Here is a 17754-nt window from a genome sequence, read left to right as displayed (position 1 = left end):
GTCGACGCGATGGGGGTCCCCCCGCGCGAGCGCAGCCGAGCGTGGGGGAGTCGGCGACCGACGACAACGCCGCAGATGTGCGTGCCAAGCCCCGCGAGCCCGGCATGATCGGCAGGACACCCTCTATGGGGTCTCGTGCGGCGCCGCCTCAGGCGGAGGCCCGCCGCACCAGCGTCGTCGGCATGACGACACTGGCCGGGCCGTCGCCTGCGGACCCGCCCCGGTCGAGGCGCCGCAGCAGCAGACGGGCCATCAGCCGCCCCATGCCCTCGATGTCCTGGCGGACCGTGGTCAGCGGCGGGTCCGTCTGCTCGGCGACGGGCAGCATGTCGTCGAAGCCGACCAGCGCGACGTCCTCGGGGACGCGCCGTCCGCGTTCCCGCAGGACGCGAAGCGCCCCGGCGGCCGACAGGTCGTTCGCGGCGAACACCGCGTCGAGGCCCGGGCTGCGGTCCAGCAGCTGCCGCATGGCCCGCTCACCGCCCGCGGGGGTGAAGTCGCCCTCGGCGAGCAGCGCGGGGTCGTGGTCGACGAGCACGTCACGGAACCCGTCGAGCCGGTCCGCGGCGGACGTCTGGTCGAGGGGGCCGGTGATGTGCGCTATCCGGGTTCGCCCGAGCCCCGCGAGGTGGCGCACGGCGTCGCGTGCGCCGCCACGGTTGTCGCAGTCGACGTACGGCACACTGCGCGTCCCGTCGGACCAGCCGGGGCGCCCGCCGAAGACGGTGGGCACCCCGGCCCGGCGGACCAGGCCCGGCAGCGGGTCGTCGAGATGCAGCGAGAAGACGAGCGCTCCGTCCACGTGCCCGCCCGCGAGATAGCGCCCCACACGCGCGTGGTCGTCGCGGCCCTCCGTCAACAGCAGCACGAGCTGCGAGTCGTGGGCGGTCAGCTCCCGGCTGATGCCGCGCAGTTGCAGCGCGAAGAACGGGTCGGCGAAGACCCGGGTCTCCGGCTCGGCGACGACGACGGCCACCGCGTCGTGGCGGCGTGTGACGAGGCTGCGAGCGGCCTGGTTGGGCACGTACCCGAGTTCGTCGACAGCGCGCCGGACCCGGTCGGCGAGCGCGTCGGTGACGCCCGCGCCGCCGTTGACGACGCGCGAGACGGTGGCCCGTGACACACCGGCCCGCGCGGCGACCGCTTCCAGGGTGGGGCGCGCACCGGTCGACGTCTCCTCGCTCACGCACGACTCCTCTCGGGCCCGCCCCTGTGGCGTGCCGCCGAGGATATCCGTGCCCAAAATCGTTGCGGGTGCCCCCGTCGTCATGGAGGATCTTCGTATGACGACCAGAAAGGCACATGCCGCGTAGGCGCCCGGTGCCCGAGCCCTCGGCCAACGCCCCGCCGGTCAGGCGACCTTGCCGCCGCACCGACGACCACCGCCGCCGAGGAGCAGCATGATCACGACAACCCTCACGCCGTACGCCCGCCTGCCGCGCCCGTACCGCGCCCTGCACATCGTCAGCAGCACCGTCGACGCGTTCGGGCGCGCCCACTGGCTGCTGACCGAACGCCCGCCGGACCGCCGGCACGCCCGGCCGTACGACGCCGTGGTGGTGACCGTGGACGGCGGTGCGGGTCATCAGGAGACCGAACTCAGCTCCGTGACACCGCAGTTCCCCTGCATCGACGCGCTGCCCGACGGCGGTTTCGTGCTGGCGGACCGGCGGTGCGGCAAGGACGAGGAGCATGTCCAGGTGTTCGACGCGCTGGGCCGCCCGTCGTGGACGTTCCGCGTCGGCGACGGCATCGGGCATCTGCTGGCCGACGAGGCCGGCCATCTGTGGGTCGGCTACTTCGACGAAGGGGTGTACGGCGGCGACGAGCTGAGCCGGCCGGGGCTGCGGCGCTTCGACGCGACCGGGCAGCCGCTGTGGACGTACCACCCGGCCGACGGCGGCGGGACGATCTCCGACTGCTACGCGCTGAACGTCGCCGGCGAGACGGCCTGGGCGTGTGCCTACACTTCCTTCACCCTGCTGGAGATCCGCCCCGGGCACGGCGTGACGCCCTACGCCAACAAGGTCGCGGGAGCTCGCGGTCTGGCCGTGCAGGACGGCAGGGTGGCGTTCTTCGGCGGCTACCGTGACGACCGTGACCGGCTCGTGCGGGCCGAGGCGGCGAACGGCACGGTCGAGCCCGTGGCCCAGGAGCGGCTGGTACGGCCCGACGGCCGTGCACTCGGGCGCTGCCGGGTCATCGGCCGCGGTCCGCGGTTGTACGTCCAGGAGAAGCCGTTCACGGAGTGGGCGGTGCTCGACCTCGCGGTGTGAATCCCCGGCCCGGGGCAGGGGGTCGGGGCGGGGAACCGGCGCGGGCGGCATGGCAGTCTTCCCCTGGGTGAAGGGGCGCGAGTGGTGCGGAGTTCCGCCGGTGGGGCGGACACGGGAGGGGACCCGAGATGAGCAATGCCGCGGCGGTTCGTCCGCCGGCCGGTGCGCAGGCGGTGCGGCGCGCGCTTGACGTCCTGCAGAGTTTCCACGACAACGGTCCGGCTCTCAGCGCCTCCGACCTGGCCCGCCGTCTCGCGCTGCCGGTGTCGACGGCGCACCGGCTGGCCCGGACCCTGCTGGCGACGGGATTCCTCGAGCAGGACGCACGGACGTCCCGCTACCGCCTCGGTCCTGCGGTGACCGAGCTCGGCCGGCTCTCGTACCACCAGCGCCGGCTGCACCTGGCCGCGCCGGAACTCGCCGAGCTGGCCGGACACACGGGGGCGGGCACGGAACTGGCACTGCGCAGCGGCCGGCACGCGGTGATCGTGGCGGGCGGCGCGGTGACGCCGGAGGTGGGACTGCGCAGGCCGCTGCACTCGACGGCGCTGGGCAAGGTCCTGCTGGCCTGGCCGTGCCCCGGCGACGGGGGCCCCGAATCGCTCGCGCCGCTGCCCGCGTTCACGGACCGCACCATCGTCGCACCGGACGCGCTCTCGACCGCGCTGGAACTCGTGCGCGGCGCCGCGTACGCCGTGGACGAGGGCGAGTCGGCGCCGGGCGTGCGCGCGCTCGCCGTGCCGGTGCTCGACCGGTGGGGCTGCGCCCGCTTCGCCCTGGGCGTGCACGCGACGCCGGAGGTCCTCACGGACGACCACAGGGACTGGTTGCTGGACCGCGCCCGCGCCTGCGCCCGGGCGCTGGAGATCGTGCTGCTGCCTCCGGGGGAACGCGCCCCCATCTGACCCGGGGTGTGCTGTCGGTGGCGTACGGCATGCTGTGACCGGTGGCAGCCGTGCGCCGCCGCACAACGGGGAGGGACAGAGGTGTTCACGGGGATCGACGACGTCGACTGGGCGTCCTTGGGGCACGCGTACACGGACTCGGCGACGGACGTGCCCGGCCTGCTGTGGGGCCTGGCGTCGGACGACCCAGCCCGCCGGGACGTCGCACTGGACGGCATGTACGGAGCAGTGCACCACCAGGGCGATGTCTACGACAGCACCGTGGCGTGCATACCGTTCCTGTTCGAGCTGGTCGCGACGCCCACAGTGGCCGGCCGCGCGGCGGTCGTCGGGCTGTTGCGCAGCATCGCGGGCGAGCGGGAGCCCGATCCGGAGGAGCTCGGCGGCATCTTCGAGGACGAGGAGGAGGACGCCGCATGGGTCCGGCCGTTCCTGGAGGCCTCGGAGACGATCCGGGGGCGCGCCGGCTTCTTCCTGGACCTGCTCGACGACCCCGATCCCGGCCTGCGGACGGCCGTCCCGGGCGCGCTCGCCCATCTGCATGCGGATCCCGTACGGGTCTTCGCCGCACTGCGGGCGCGGCTGCCCGTGGAGCGTCACCCCGACGCCCTGCGGTCCCTCGTGCGTGCGGTCGGCGGCCTGGCCGTGAAGCACGCCGATGCGCTGGTCTCCGAGGCCGGTCCCGTTCTGCGCGATCTGGCGATGGGCTCGGCCGATCCCGAGCTGCGGATGACGGCGCTGGCCCAACTCGCCCGCTGTGCACCGGAGCTGCTGCCGGAGGACACGGTGGAGATCGCACTCGAGGTGATGCGGCTCGCCCACGAGGGCGACGACGAGGGCGAGTCCGGCAAGGAGCCGGCCGTGGAGCCCGAGCACCCTCGTACGGACACCATGCTGTCGTATCTGCGCGAGCTGGAGGCGGAGCACCGCAGGAGCATCGGAGCCGACCGGGCGGGTGATCTCCTGGAGGATCTGCACCGGGCGCTCGGCGACCGGACGGAGGAGCGCTTCACTCTGCTCAACAAGCAGCTGTGCAGCCCTGATTGGGGCCAGCGGATGGCGGCGGTCCGGATGGCCGGTCTGCTGCTGACGGGCTGGCGCGCGCCGAACGACCTGCCGGTGGCCCTGCTCGCCCGGCAGCTCGTGGAGGAGGAGCCCCGGCTGTCCGAGCACGCACTGGGCGAACTGGGGTACGTCGCCCCGATCGCCCACGTCGTCGCGGACATCCTCGCGGTGTGCGTGGACGAGTGGAACGGGGACCGGGAGCCCTACGGCTGGGAGAGGACGCTGTTCGGCAGGGCACTCGCGGCGCTTGCCCTGCAGGGCGATGCGCGCGCCGTTCCGGCCCTGGCCGAGGTGCTGGAGGAGGGCGACATCCCGGAGCACCTCGCCCGCTGGGTGGAGGCGGTCGGGCCCGAGGAGGCGGCCGGACTTGCACCGGTGCTGCACCGCCGTCTGGCCGCGCTCGCCCCGGGGTCCGCGGGGCACGACCGGTCCCGGACGGTCGACGCGCTGGGACTGATCGCCCACCCCGACTCGCTGCCGCTCCTCGTCCGTGCGCTGCAGGAGGCACCCAGCGACTGGGCGCGCTCCTCGGCTCTGCGCGCCCTCGCCCGGTACGGCGGCGCCGCGGCCGAAACCGCGCCACTGCTGCGCGAGTTGGAGGCGTCGGAGTCGGCTGCCGCGCAGGTACGCATGGACGCGGCCGCGGCCCTGTGGGCGGTCACGGGTGAGGTCGCGGCGGCGGTGCGTGCGGCTCGCGAGGGCCTGGGCTCGGAGCTGTGGTACGTCCGGTCCGGCGCTCTGCGGATCGTGGGTGCACTCGGCCCGGCCGCCGCCCCGCTGGCGCCACGGCTGCGGGAGCTGATCGCCGCGGACGGCACCCGCACGGATGCGGCCATCGCCCTGTGGAGGGTGACCGGCGACGCCGACGAGGTGCTCCCCGTGCTGCTCGGCCAGTGGGCCGCCGCGCCGAAGAGCCGCCCGGCCACGGCCGCGTGTCTGGTCGAGATGGGGACGGCCGCTGCCCCCGCGCTCGGTCCGGTCCGCGCGGAGCTTGCATCGCCCCGCCGCCACAACAACGACGGCTCGACGGGGAACATGCGCTATGACGTGGCATCGGATGAGGCGTTGCTGCGGGACTGCCACCGTGTGCTGGCCGCCGTCGGCGACGAGGACGCGCCGCCGACGGCACGGACGGCCGCACCGGCCGAGGACCGGTGATGCAGCATTCCGGGACCTCGACGAGCCGGGCCGGCGATTGTCCGGCGAAGTCCCGGCCGCATACCGCCGCGGCTTCGGTCAGGCGTGCACCGAGACTTCCTGGGAGCACTTGTGGAAGCTGCCCTTGACGACACACACGTACATGGTGTAATGCGACCCTTCGCGCAGGTCGCCGGTGGCGATGTCACGGTACGGGTATTCGTGCCCGCGGGTGGACGCGATCCGCTCGGGGCTCGTACTCAGATGGGTCTCGATCCCGTAGCCGTCCCCACGAAGGTCGGAGGCCACCAAGGCGTCTCCGGGCGTTCCGTCCGCCGGATCGGCCCACCACGCTCCGTACCCCACGCGGTCGGCGCCCTCGTAGATGTCGATGATGACGCCCCCGCCGGGACGGTCGAGCGGCATGGCGTCGAATGCGAAGCCGGGTTCCGCGGCAGCGGGGTTGGCGCCCGTCACCCCCAGCCCGACCGTCAGGGCAGTGACCCCCATGAGCGCCCCGAGTCTCGCCTTGAAGCCCGCCATCGTGTGTCCCCCTCCTGGTGGTGACATCGTGCTGAATATGACGATCTTGCACCACCCGTCCCGGCCATGAAAGATCGTTTTCAGCCGGTCGCCGCATCGTCAAAGGGAGGTGTGCGGCTGCGGTGGCCGGCCGGGAAACAGCGCCGGAACCCGGCGCAGGGCTACTGGTCGGGTGCGGGCCTGGCCCGGCTGGGCTGCACCCTCTTGGGTTCGCCCGGCATCTTCGGATACTCCGGCGGATACGGGAGGTCGCCCAGCCCGTGGTCACGCTCGTCCCGTGCGGCGAGCTCGAGCAGCGGCTCCAACCGGAAGGCGAAGTCGTCCATGTCCGCGTGCACGTCACCCAGTTCGGCGAACCGCTCGGGCATGGTCCCGAGGTCGAAGTCCTCGGGCACGGCGTCGTCGAGTTCGTCCCAGCGCAGCGGCGCGGAGACGGGCGCATGCGGCCGGGGCCGTACCGAGTAGGCGGAGGCGATCGTCCGGTCCCTGGCCGTCTGGTTGTAGTCGACGAAGATGCGGGCCCCGCGTTCCTCCTTCCACCACGCGATGGTCACCTTCCCGGGCATCCGTCGCTCCAGTTCCCGCCCCACGGCGATGGCGCACCGCCGCACCTGGGTGAACGTCCACAGCGGCTCGACGGGGACGAAGACGTGCAGCCCCCGGCCGCCGGAGGTCTTGGGCCACCCCCGCATCCCCCACTCCTCCAGCAGGGCCCGCAGTTCGTGGCCGGCGCGCACGGCGTCGGCGTAGCTCGTGCCGGGCTGCGGATCGAGGTCGATGCGCAGTTCGTCGGGGTGGTCGGTGTCCGGGCGCCGCACGGGCCAGGGGTGGAAGGTGAACGTGCCGTACTGCGCGGCCCAGACCACCGCGGCGAGCTCCGTCGGGCACATCTCGTCCGCGCTGCGTCCGCTGGGGAAGGTGATGTGGGCGGTGGGGATCCAGTCGGGGTGGTTCTTGGGGATGCGCTTCTGGAAGAAGGACTCGCCGTCGATCCCTTCCGGATAGCGCTGGAGGGTGGTGGGCCGGTCGCGCAGGGCGCGCAGGATGCCGTCGCCGACGGCGATGTAGTACTGGGCCAGGTCGAGCTTGGTGAAGCCGCGCTCCGGAAAGTAGATCTTGCCGGGGCTGGACAGCCGCACGGTCCGGCCACGGACGTCCAGCTCGACCGCCGCCCCCTTGCCGCCCGCGCCACCGCTGCTCGCACCCATGCCCGTCACGGTAGGCCGGGCGCCCGGGGGCCGCACATCGAAGGCCCGGGCCCGGCCACGTGCCACGCCCCGGGAGCCCGGGGACCCGTCCCCGGCCACGGACCAGGGGTCCCGAAGGCCCGGTCCGCTCCGCACGCGTACGCCCGGAAGGCGTGCCACGTGCCGCACCGCCGGCACCCGGAAGCCCCGCACAAGCCGCACACCGGAACGAGTGGCGGCAGAATCGCCGTATGGATCTGCCGGTGATGCCGCCCGTGCTGCCGATGCTCGCCAAGTCCGTGGCGAGCATTCCGCCGGACATGCAGTACGAGGCGAAGTGGGACGGATTCCGCGCGATCGTCTTCCGGGACGGCGGGGAACTGGAGATCGGCAGCCGCACGGGCAAGCCGCTGACCCGGTACTTTCCCGAGCTGGTGGAGGCGCTGACCACGCGTCTGCCGGAGCGGTGCGTGGTGGACGGGGAGATCGTGATCGCGCGGGAGGGACGGCTGGACTTCGACGCGCTCACGGAGCGCATCCATCCGGCGGACTCGCGGGTGCGGACACTCGCGCAGCGGACGCCGGCGTCGTTCGTGGCGTTCGACGTGCTGGCGCTCGGCGACGAGGCGCTGCTCGACGTGCCCCTGCACGAGCGACGGGCCCTGCTGGCCGACGCACTGGCCCGGGCGGCCCCTCCGGTGCACCTGGCACCCGCCACCACGGACCCCGGGGTGGCACGCACATGGTTCGAGCAGTACGAGGGGGCGGGGCTCGACGGGGTGATCGCGAAGCCGCTCGACCTGCGGTACCGGCCTAACGAACGTGTGATGTTCAAGGTGAAGCACGAGCGGACCGCGGACTGCGTGGTCGCGGGGTACCGCCACCACAAGAGCGGCCCCGTGGTGGGGTCACTGCTGCTGGGGCTGTACGACGACCGGGGCGCCCTCCAGCACGTCGGGGTCTGCGCCGCGTTCCCGATGAAACGGCGGGCCGAACTCGTCGAGGAGCTGGAGCCGCAGCGGATGGAGTCGGCGCAGGGCCATCCGTGGGCGGCGTGGACGCAGGAGGCGGCGCACGAGACGGCGCGTCTGCCCGGGGCGCCGAGCCGCTGGTCGGGCAAGAAGGACCTGTCGTGGATTCCGCTGCGCCCGGAGCGGGTGTGCGAGGTGGCGTACGACCACATGGAGAACGGGGCGCGGTTCCGGCACACGGCGCGGTTCCGCCGCTGGCGCCCGGACCGGACTCCGGAGAGCTGCACGTTCACACAGCTGGAGGAACCGGTCCGGTACGACCTGGCGGAAATCCTGGGGTGAGGGCGGAGCCACCGTCCGCCGGACGGACGGCCGCGGCGGACGCTGTCCCCGGCCGGAGCCCCAACTGGCGCGTACGGGGACTCGGCTGACCGGACGTCGCGGCTGACGTACCGGCCGCGGCCCCGTGCCGCTGAAGGGCACGGACACCCGGACGGACGTACGCTGGGACGCACGAGCGACACCACGGGGGCGTCGCTGCCATGGGGCGGGCGTGGTCACCATGAGACGGTCGGTGCGGATACGGAGCGGCGTGGTCGGGGCGGTGCTGGTCGCACTGGTGTCCGCCTGCACCCACGGAGGCACGTCCCCGACGGGCCGCGCGTCCGCAGGCTCTTCGTCGCAACCGGCCGGCGGATCCGGGCCGGTGCTCGCCGTGAAGATCGACAATGTGGGACCGGCCCGCCCGCAGACCGGCGTCGACCAGGCGGACGTCGTCTACGCCGAGCAGGTCGAAGGGGGCCTGAGCCGGCTGATGGCGGTGTACGCGACACGGCTGCCCCGGGTGGTGGGCCCGGTGCGCAGCGCACGTGAGTCGGATCTCGAACTGCTGCGGCAGTTCGACGAGCCGACCCTCGCCTTCTCGGGCGCCCAGTCGAAGCTGCTGCCCCTGATCTCGGCGGCGCCGCTGCACGAGGCCTCCCCGGACCGGGCGCCGGGCGACGCGTACTTCCGCGGCTCCGCCAAACCGGCGCCGCACAACCTCTATCTGCGGCCCTCCCGGGTCGTCAAGGCCGCACCCGGCGCCGGCGCCCTGGCCCGGACCGGCTTCACCTTCGGTGCGGCGCCCTCCGGCGGCACCCTGGAGAAGTCCCGCACGGTCCGCTTCCCGTCGGCCCGCTTCACCTTCACCTGGTCCGCGGGGCAGGGCCGTTGGCTGGTGTCCATGGACGGCTCGGCGGACCGGACGACGGACGGACGACGGCTCGCCGCGTCGACCGTCGTCGTGCAGTACGTGACGGTACGGCAGTCCCGCTTCCACGACGTCCTGGGCACGGCCACCCCCTATACGGAGACCGTCGGCTCGGGAAAGGCCGTGGTCCTGCGCGACGGACGCGCCTTCGACGTCCGCTGGAAGCGGTCGGCCCCGCAGGACGGCACCGAGTTCACGACGGACGACGGCAGGAGGATGCCGTTCGCGCAGGGACAGGTGTGGGTGGTACTGGCCAAGAGGTGACGGCCGACGCGGCGACGAGCGGTTCGCCCCGGGCCGCTGTTGCCGCGGGCCTCAGCGCAGGCCGCGCCCGGTGTCCAGCACCTCCTGGGCCCGTGCGGCCAGGCCGTCCGCCCCGCAGCTGCGCGCCAGGGTCAGCCCCTTGGTGAGCTCGGCCACGGAACGCGCGGCGATCCCGTACTCGACGCGGGCCACGGCGTGTTCGTACGCACACGGGGACGCCTCCAGGTAGGCGGCGGCCTGGGCGTAGAGCGTGATGGAGCGCTGGCCGCGCTCCAGCGCGGCGGCGCAGCGCAGGGCCTCGCCGATCGCGGTGTCGGTGCCGAACCGCTCGGCCTGCATACGGGCGTCAGCCGCGAGTGCGGCGGCCCGTGTCTGGTCGTCCTGGGCCAGTGCCCGGGCCAGGTCGCCCGCCCACGGCGCCATGATCGTGTTGTGCCTGCCGCGGGCGGCCGCGGCCTTCTCGGCCGCCTCCAGTTCGCTGACGCCCTCCTTGGTCCGGCCCAGGGCGATGAGCAGCCGCCCGCGTACGGAGTGGACGTCCGGCATGACGATCGTGGACGGATAGGGCGGCGCGAAGGCATAGCGCTCGGCGATCTCCGCCGCCTCGTCGACGTGGCCGCGGGCGAGCAGCGTGTCGATGAGCATGCACGCGGCGTCCCAGTGCATGGGCAGGCCGCGGCCGACCCGGTCGGCGAGGCGCAGCGCCTCGCGCAGGAACCCCTCCGCGTCGGCGAGCCGGCCGCGCCTGCGGTGCACATAGCCGACGAACGCGTGCGCCAGGGCGAGGTGGCCGCCGCTCCAGCCCGCGGTCTCGTAGGTGCGCAGGGCTTCCTGGAAGAGGCTTTCGGCACGGTCCAGCCGGTCGCTGAAGGCGTAGCAGCTGCCGAGCATGACGAGGAGCTCGAAGCCCCACTCGGTGTCGGTCCAGCCGAGACCGGGTGCGAGGCGGCCGTTGACGAGGGCGCGGTCGCAGAGCTCGACCACTTCTTCCACGTTCTCGCCGCGGGTCATCGCGTCGAAGGCGCGCAGGATCAGCAGCGCCCGCTCGGAGTTGTCGCGGCCGGTGAGCGGGTCGGCGAGCTGCTTGAGGCTGCGGGAGCGGCCCGGCGAGTCCTCCTCGCCGGCGTGGATGCCCTCCCACATGTAGTGCACGGCGAGCAACCGCAGCCGGGCCGGGCCCGGTTCGAGCCGTGCGGCCTCCTCGTCGACGGCGCGGACCGCCTCCTCCAGCTGGTTGTTGTGGACGAGGGCCTGCGAGAGCCGGACCACGGCGTCGACCCGGAGCCCCGGTTCGAGTCCCGGCATGGCGAGCGCGTCACGCAGGTGCTCGATGGTGGTGGAGGGTGAGGTGAGGAGGGTGGCGCAGCCGAGTTCGTAGAGCACCTGCGCGTGGGCGGAGGGCAGGGGCGGCTCGTCCAGGGCGCGTTCGAGGCAGCGCCGGGCGGCGTCCGGGGCGCCGACGGCGAGGTGTTCGCGTGCGGCCTGGCGCAGTTGCTCGACCAGTTCGGGGTCGTCGTCGGGGTGGACCTCGAGGAGGTGCCGGGAGGCCGCGGCCGCGCCCCGCCCGGAGTGGGTGACGACGGCCGCCGCCTGACCGTGCATCGCGGTACGGGTCGCCGAGGGGATGGCGCGGTACACGGCGCTGGCGATCAGCGGGTGGACGAACTCCCATTCACCGGGGACGGACCCCTCGACGCCGGCCTCCTCCGCGGGGACGAGGATGCGGGCGGTGCGCAGCCGTGCGGCGCAGCGCTCGGCGTCGTCGCGCTGGAGGCCCGCGAGGCCGGCGGCCAGGTCCAGCGGGATGCGGGTGCCGAGAATGGCCGCGGCCCAGGCGAACCGGGTGGCGTCCGTGCCGAGATTCTCCAGGCGGTCGACGAGTCCCCGGCCGCGTGCCGACTTGTTGAGGGGCCGCAGTTCGCCGGCCGAGGCCTCGACGGGGTCGAGGTCGCTGTCCTGGACCTTGGCGAGCAGTTCCACGGTTTCGTACGGGTTGCCGCCGGTCACCGCCCAGACCTCACGGCAGAACGGGGCGTCGGCGTGCTCGCCGAGTGTGAGGCGGGTGAGTCCGGCGGTGGCGTCGGGGGTGAGCGCGTGGAGGGTGGTGTGCGGGCGGGCGGCCCTGCCGACGCGTTCGAGACAGCGGGCGCTGTCGCCCTTGGCCTCACCGGTGCGGTGTGCCACCACGAGGAGCACCGGCAGGTCGTCGAGACGTTCGGCGAAGGCGGCGAGCCAGCGAAGCGTCTCCGGGTCGGCCCACTGCGCGTCGTCGATGAGCAGCACCAGCGGCCAGTTCAGCCGGGCGAGCCGGCGCACCGCGGCGACCAGACCGTCGATGACGCCCTGCGGGTCGGCCTGCCGCCCGCTCGGTTCGGCTATGCCGAGCGCGGGGCCCGCGATGTCGTACCAGTCGCCGAAGTACTCGCGGGCCTCCTCGGAGGTGATCGACACGAGGGCGGGCTGGAGGAGTTGGCGTACGACGTTGAACGGGACTGACGTGACGGTCTCGCCGCCGCGCACGGACCACACCGTGATGCGGCCGCGGCTGTGTGCCAGACGTCGCACCTCGCCGAGCAGAGCGGTCTTGCCGATGCCGGCCTCACCGCTGAACACGAGGAGACTGCCGGATTCGGCACCGTCGCGCATTGCGTCGAGTGCGAGTGCCACCTCGGCGATTTCCGTGTCGCGCTCCCACAGCGAGGACGAGGCGGCTCGCTCTGGCCTGGCCTGCGTCATCCCGCTACCTCCCCAGGTCGCTCCATCCACGTACCGCCCCGAGACTAGCCGGAGCAAGCGCTCAGTGGTGCGGTCTCGCAGCACCAATTGCCTTGATGGGTGACATGGTTGACGCGGACGTCCACCGTCCGGCACGGGCGGGCGCCGGCGCCGTCCCGGCCCGGCTCTCATCCGCCCTTCACGCACCCCTCGTACTGTTGCCCCATGACGCAGGTGACTCCTCCCGGCTGGTACCCCGATCCGGGGCAGGCAACCGACGGCCCGCGCAGCGAACGCTGGTGGGACGGCCGGGTGTGGACCGTCCACACCCGGGCGGTCGCGCAGGCACCCACCGCCTCGCGCAGCAGGCGGCTGCGCGGGATCGCCGCCGCCGTGGTCCTGGTGGTGCTGACGGGGATCGGCGCGGGTCTGCACGCGCTGGCCTCGTCCGACGGTGGACGCGCCGACGCACGCCACGGGGCCGCCCGGACCGGGCCGCGGCACGGGCGGGGCGGTGTGCCGGGATCTCCCGGTCCCTCCGGCCGGCCCGGCGCACCATCCGTCAGGGACGGCTACGCCACGGACCTGGCGAGCGGTATCCGTCTGCCGGTGCCGGACGGCTGGACCGGACAGTCGGGGCTGGCCGGTGCCGGGGTGTCGGCCGACCCGTATCCGTGCCCGGGCGACCGTGCGCAGCAGTGCGTGCGCGGCGGTGCGGACTCGGCCCCGGCCGCGGAGCTGAAGGTGACCGGGACGACGGCGCGGGCGGCGGCCGAGGAGGACATCGCGAACAACGCACGCCAGTCGTACGGCACGAAGGCCTACGGCAGCATCCGCGCACACCACGAGGTGGCGTCGGGCGCGGTGGAAGTGGCGGGCAGCAAGGGGTACTTCGTCCGCTGGAAGGTCACCACGGCCCGCGGCGCCGAGGGGTACGTCGAGTCACTCGCCTTCCCGTCCCCGGCCGCCGGCCGTCGCCTGGTCCTCGTCCGGTTCGGTATCGACATCGGAGCCGGGGCGCCGAAGGTGTCGGTCATCGACGAGATCACGCGGGGGATCAAGGAGGCGGACGGCGCGGGTGCGCCCGCGGAGCGCGGCCAGGAGACATGAGGGGGCGGGCCGGCGGCCCCGTCGGCCCGCCCCCGGGAAGCACTGGGCCGGGCAGGGCTCCCGCCGCTCGAAGGGAGCCCCGCCCGGCCGGGGATGCGCGCCGTCCCCGTCCCCACGGTGCGGCGCGGGCCGGGCCGCCGTCCTGTCATCCGTCGGACGGCGGCCTGACGATCAGGTGGACCCGGTGAGGCCGAGACCGGGCAGCACCGCGGCCTCGACGAACCGGGCCATGTAGTCCGCGTCCGCGTAGATCCCCTCGAGGACGGGCCGGACGCGGAGCACGCCGAGAAGCTGCGACGTCACGAACTCCGCGGCCGGGTGGTTCGCCGGGAGCTCGCCCCGGGCGACCGCGCGGTCGAGCATGGCGTTCACCGCGGCGACCTCCGGTTCGACGAGCGCCTCGCGCAGCGCCTGCTGGAGCTCGGCGTCCTGAAGGACGGCGTGGCCGAGCGCGTGCACCAGCTTGGTGTCGCTGCCGGAGCGCTCGCCCGCGGCCCGGGCCGCGGCGCGCAGGTCTCCCGCGAGGGTGCCGGTGTCGATGTCGGCGAACTTCACACAGCGGGTGGCGCGCAGGGCCGCGGCGACGAACTGCGGCTTGGCCTTCCACTGCCGGTAGAGCGTGGACTTGCTGCACCGGGTGCGGGCGGCGACGGCCTCCATGGTCAGCGCCTCGTACCCGCTCTCGCGCAGCTCGTCGAGGACCGCGTCGTAGAGCTCCCGCTCCCGCTCGGGCGTGATCTTGGAGCGGCGCGACGAGGGACCCGCCTCTGCTTCCTGCGACGTCATGGCGCTGCTCCCTCGCTCGTCGGTCCGTGGCCACCGGCCGGTACCCAGTGTACCGATACGCCACTGTACCGGAACGCGCCCGTATCGGTACAGTGGCGTATCGGTACACTGTCGTATCGATGAGCTGGGTCCGGACCTCCCCCGTCCGGACCTCCCCCCGCTCCCCGGCCCCGGCCGGGAAGCGGGGGATCTCCGTCGCAAGGGCGCGGGACCCCGCTCGTCACCCGCACCACCACCCATCCGTCATGCAAAGGGGCCGGGGATGGAAGCCCGCACCGAGCCTGCCGCGGCGGAGCCGGACACCGTCACCGGCCGACCGCCGCTGGTCCGTGAACTCCTGCTCGTCCTGGGGCTCTTCCTCGTCTACAAGGGCGGCAGGCTGCTGGCGAACGGCCACACCCACGAGGCGTTCCACAACGCGCACCGGGTGTGGGAGCTGGAACGGGCCGTCCATCTGCCCGGCGAGGGCGCCGTGCAGCACGTGATGCTGCACAGCGAGACGGTCGTCCGGCTGGCGAACACGTACTACGCGGCCGTGCACTTCCCGGCGACGCTGCTGTTCCTGGGGTGGCTGTACTGGCGGCGCCCGCACCACTACATACGGACGCGCCGCGCGCTGGCGGCGCTCACCTCGGCCGCCCTGGTGCTGCACCTCGCCTTCCCCCTGGCACCCCCGCGCATGCTCGCCGACGCCGGACTCGTGGACACGGGACGGGTGTACGGGCCGACGGTGTACGGGGCGAAGCCGGGCAGCGACACACTGGCGAACCAGTTCGCGGCGATGCCGTCCCTGCACTTCGGCTGGGCCCTGATGCTCGCGATCGGCCTGATCGCGGCGACCCGTTCACGTCTGCGGTGGCTCTGGCTCCTGCACCCCCTGCTGACCCTCCTGGTCATCGTCGCCACCGCCAACCACTACTGGCTCGACTCGATCGTGGCCGCGGCGCTGCTCGGCGTCGCCCTGTGGGCGGTCGGGACGCCGCGCGCGGCGGCGTCCCGCTCCCGGGTCGTACGACGCGGGGGCGCCGGCGCCGCACCGGGGCGGGGCCGCCCGGCGTCCGCGGCGATCCCCGCGCAGTCGGCGCACGGCGCACGGGCCGGGACCGGCGCGCCGCCCGGGCCGCCGACAGCCGCGTCCCGCCTGGTACCGGCCGGCACCGTCGTCCGCGCGGGGACGGACGGGGTCGCGCGCTCCGGCGCCGTCGTCCGGCCGGGTGCCGACGGCGTTGCCCGGCCGGACGCCGACGGTCTCGCACGCTCCGGGGCCGCACGATGAACGCCACGGTCGTCGCCGTCGCGCTGTCGCTGCTGTCCGCGTGCGCCTATGCGGCCGCCGCCGTGGCCCAGGAGCGGCTGGCCGCACGCTCCGCGGACGCCGGCGGCGGAGTGCTGCGGCTGCTGGGCACCACCGCCTGGTGGTGGTCGGTCCTGCTGAACGCGGGGGCCGCCCTGATGCATGTGGCGTCACTGAAGTACGGCACGCTCACCCTGGTGCAGCCGCTCGGCGCGCTGACGCTGGTCGCGGCGGTGCCGCTCGGTGCCCGCCTGGCGGGGCGCCGGGTCACCGAGGTGGAGTGGCGCGGTACGGCCCTGACCCTGGTCGGGCTCGGCGCGCTGCTGCTGACGGCCTCGGGACCGGCACCGGACGACACGCTGTCACTGGCGGAGGCACTCGAGGTCACGGCGGCGACGGCGCTCCTGATCGGCGTGCTGTGCCGCCCGGGCGGACGGCCGGGACTGCGGCACGCGGCGGCGTCCGGCGTCGCGTCCGGTGTGGCGTCGGCACTGACGCAGACGGTGACGGTGGCCGCGACGGACCGTTCGGGTCCTGTGCTGAGCGTTCGCGTGATCGTCGTGGCGCTGCTGGTCGCCGGATTCGCGGTGGGCGGGCTGCTGTTGTCGCAGACCGCCTACCGGGGCGGGCTCGGCGCGCCGCTCGCCGTGGTCACCCTGGCCAACCCGGTCGCCGCGTCCGTGATCGGACTGACGCTGCTCGGGGAGCAGCTCCAGGGCGGACCGGTGGGTCCTGTGCTCGCGCTGGGCGGTGCGTTGGCGGCGGGCCGCGGTGTGGTCGTCCTCGCGCGGCCCGCGAAGGAGCCGACAGGGCCGCACGTTCCGGTCCCCGACGATCTGGCGGATCTGCCAGAGGCGTGCGTCCCGCCGCCCCGCCCACCGCAGGACGGGCGCCGGCATCTGATGCGTCTGCCGTGACCCGCGCAGCACACCCGGCACCGACCGTGGCCGTCGGGACCGCGCCGCCGGCCACGCGGTCCCGGGGGACGAAACGGCGCGGTCCCGGAAGGCCGATGGCCTTCCGGGACCGACGGGCCGTACGGGCCCGGGGAGCATTCCGGCGGGTCAGCCCAGACCGCGGGCGTCCTGCTTGAGCGCCGTGTCGACCGTGAGGGCCGTCGCGACGACGAGGCTCAGCAGGGGGTCGGGCAGCTGGTAGTGGATCTGGAGGACGTAGTTGTCCGCCGTGGTGAACATGGTCTTCGCGAGGCCTTCCCAGGTCTTGGTGATCCGGGCGACCTCGTTGTCCGCGTGGTCGGTGATGGCGAAGTTCCAGGCACGCCAGTTCTCGGCCTTGATGGCGCCCACGTGCTGGCCGTTGACCTGCATCGAGAAGTTGATCTTCCCGATGGCGTTCTGCTGCACGATCTCACCGACCGGCGTACCGTCCGGACGCTCCACGACGACCCGCGACTTGATGAACTTCGCGGGACGCGTCAGCAGCAACTGCGGCTGACCGTAGGCGTCGCGGATCTCCAGCTTGTGGGTCATGTACTGGTCGAGGCTGGACAGGACGCGGAGCACCTTCTTCGCGGTGCTCTGCCCCACCTCGGCGACCGAGGCGATCTGGTTGCCGTTCTGGTCGAAGACGCTGTACTCGTTCGTCACCTCGATCAGCTTGGCCTTCTGGTTCACCACGAGCACGGGCTCGGTGAACAGCGTTCCGCCGCCCTGACCGGCGGACGCGACGCCGGCCTGCTGCTGCACCTGGCGCTGCACGCGGGCCGCGTCGGTCTGCGAAGCCTGCTGCGGCACCTGCCCCTGGAAGCCCTGCTGCGGGAAGCCCTGCTGCTGCGGGGCCTGCTGCTGGAACTGCTGTTGCGGAGCCTGCTGCTGGAACTGCTGCTGGGCGGGCTGTCCCGCCGGCTGCTGGAACTGCTGCTGGGCAGGCTGTCCCGCCTGCTGCTGTACGCCCGGCTGCTGAACAGGTTGCCCCTGATGGGGAATCTGCGCGGCCTGCTGCGCCTGGTGACCCGGTGCCGCTCCCTGGCCGGGGCTGGTGTGCTGGGTCCACTGGGAGCCGTCCCACCACCGCAGCAGTTGGGGCGTGCCCTGCGGGTCCGGGTACCACCCTGCAGGAGTGTTCGAATGCGTAGTCACCGGGGCACACTACCGCGAGATCCCATGAGGACGAGCGCCGGTGTCGAGATGGCCGCACGGTCCCGGGATGTCGTACGAAGCGACGGATCCCGTCGTGCCCGCCCGGCGCCGGCCCGCACCCTGCGCGCGGCGCGCGCCACGGTGCACCGA

Annotated in this window: 14 protein-coding genes; 8 read left to right on the top strand and 6 right to left on the bottom strand. The window is 73.6% G+C overall.

The genetic code is table 11. The features are described from left to right. Positions 1-148: 148 nt before the first annotated feature. Entirely contained in the window at positions 149-1186 is a 1038-nt protein-coding gene (locus ACWCP6_RS32290; protein WP_450936158.1) for a LacI family DNA-binding transcriptional regulator, read from the bottom strand. Positions 1187-1400: 214 nt separating this feature from the next. On the opposite strand from ACWCP6_RS32290, the gene ACWCP6_RS32285 reads away from it, so the two are divergent. From ACWCP6_RS32285 to ACWCP6_RS32275, 3 genes are all read left to right on the top strand, one after another. Then, positions 1401-2276: a hypothetical protein gene (locus tag ACWCP6_RS32285; protein WP_450936157.1), complete on the top strand. Its 876-nt coding sequence runs from the start codon at positions 1401-1403 to the stop codon at positions 2274-2276. A gap of 128 nt (positions 2277-2404) precedes the next feature. Next, a complete protein-coding gene (locus tag ACWCP6_RS32280) occupies positions 2405-3181 on the top strand; it encodes an IclR family transcriptional regulator (protein WP_450936156.1) in 777 nt (258 codons plus the stop codon). Positions 3182-3262: 81 nt separating this feature from the next. Further along, entirely contained in the window at positions 3263-5404 is a 2142-nt protein-coding gene (locus ACWCP6_RS32275) for a HEAT repeat domain-containing protein (RefSeq protein ID WP_450936155.1), read from the top strand. A 78-nt stretch (positions 5405-5482) separates the two neighbouring features. Here the strand turns inward: ACWCP6_RS32275 and ACWCP6_RS32270 are convergent, their stop codons facing one another. After that, the gene (locus ACWCP6_RS32270; RefSeq protein ID WP_450936154.1) at positions 5483-5926 is read right to left on the bottom strand and encodes a hypothetical protein; all 444 of its coding nucleotides are present in this window, start codon (positions 5924-5926) and stop codon (positions 5483-5485) included. Positions 5927-6087: 161 nt separating this feature from the next. Beyond that, positions 6088-7134, bottom strand: coding sequence for a non-homologous end-joining DNA ligase (ligD, locus tag ACWCP6_RS32265; protein ID WP_450936153.1), 1047 nt, complete (start codon positions 7132-7134; stop codon positions 6088-6090). Between the two features lie 230 nt (positions 7135-7364). On the opposite strand from ligD, the gene ACWCP6_RS32260 reads away from it, so the two are divergent. After that, positions 7365-8426, top strand: a complete 1062-nt coding sequence (locus tag ACWCP6_RS32260) for an ATP-dependent DNA ligase (RefSeq protein ID WP_450936152.1) — start codon at positions 7365-7367, stop codon at positions 8424-8426. A gap of 220 nt (positions 8427-8646) precedes the next feature. After that, positions 8647-9600: a DUF3048 domain-containing protein gene (locus tag ACWCP6_RS32255; RefSeq protein ID WP_450936163.1), complete on the top strand. Its 954-nt coding sequence runs from the start codon at positions 8647-8649 to the stop codon at positions 9598-9600. 51 nt (positions 9601-9651) lie between these two features. Here the strand turns inward: ACWCP6_RS32255 and ACWCP6_RS32250 are convergent, their stop codons facing one another. Next, complete coding sequence (locus ACWCP6_RS32250; protein WP_450936151.1) at positions 9652-12336, bottom strand: ATP-binding protein; 2685 nt, start codon at positions 12334-12336, stop codon at positions 9652-9654. 204 nt (positions 12337-12540) lie between these two features. On the opposite strand from ACWCP6_RS32250, the gene ACWCP6_RS32245 reads away from it, so the two are divergent. Continuing rightward, on the top strand, positions 12541-13425 hold the full coding sequence (locus ACWCP6_RS32245) for a DUF2510 domain-containing protein (protein WP_450936150.1): 885 nt from the start codon (positions 12541-12543) through the stop codon (positions 13423-13425). Positions 13426-13596: 171 nt separating this feature from the next. Here ACWCP6_RS32245 and ACWCP6_RS32240 read toward each other — a convergent pair whose 3' ends face one another. Then, complete coding sequence (locus ACWCP6_RS32240) at positions 13597-14211, bottom strand: TetR/AcrR family transcriptional regulator (RefSeq protein WP_450936149.1); 615 nt, start codon at positions 14209-14211, stop codon at positions 13597-13599. A 262-nt stretch (positions 14212-14473) separates the two neighbouring features. Here ACWCP6_RS32240 and ACWCP6_RS32235 point away from each other — a divergent pair, with 262 nt between their 5' ends. Further along, positions 14474-15487: a phosphatase PAP2 family protein gene (locus tag ACWCP6_RS32235; protein ID WP_450936148.1), complete on the top strand. Its 1014-nt coding sequence runs from the start codon at positions 14474-14476 to the stop codon at positions 15485-15487. Then, complete coding sequence (locus tag ACWCP6_RS32230) at positions 15484-16422, top strand: DMT family transporter (RefSeq protein ID WP_450936147.1); 939 nt, start codon at positions 15484-15486, stop codon at positions 16420-16422. The genes ACWCP6_RS32235 and ACWCP6_RS32230 overlap by 4 nt, the downstream gene beginning before the upstream one ends. A 147-nt stretch (positions 16423-16569) precedes the next feature. Here ACWCP6_RS32230 and ACWCP6_RS32225 read toward each other — a convergent pair whose 3' ends face one another. Continuing rightward, on the bottom strand, positions 16570-17604 hold the full coding sequence (locus ACWCP6_RS32225) for a phospholipid scramblase-related protein (protein ID WP_450936146.1): 1035 nt from the start codon (positions 17602-17604) through the stop codon (positions 16570-16572). Positions 17605-17754: the final 150 nt, after the last annotated feature.

It is taken from the genome of Streptomyces sp. NPDC002004 (assembly GCF_053593975.1).
The sequence above is the reverse complement of the archived record's forward strand: the minus strand, read 5'-3'. Positions and strand labels throughout refer to the sequence as shown.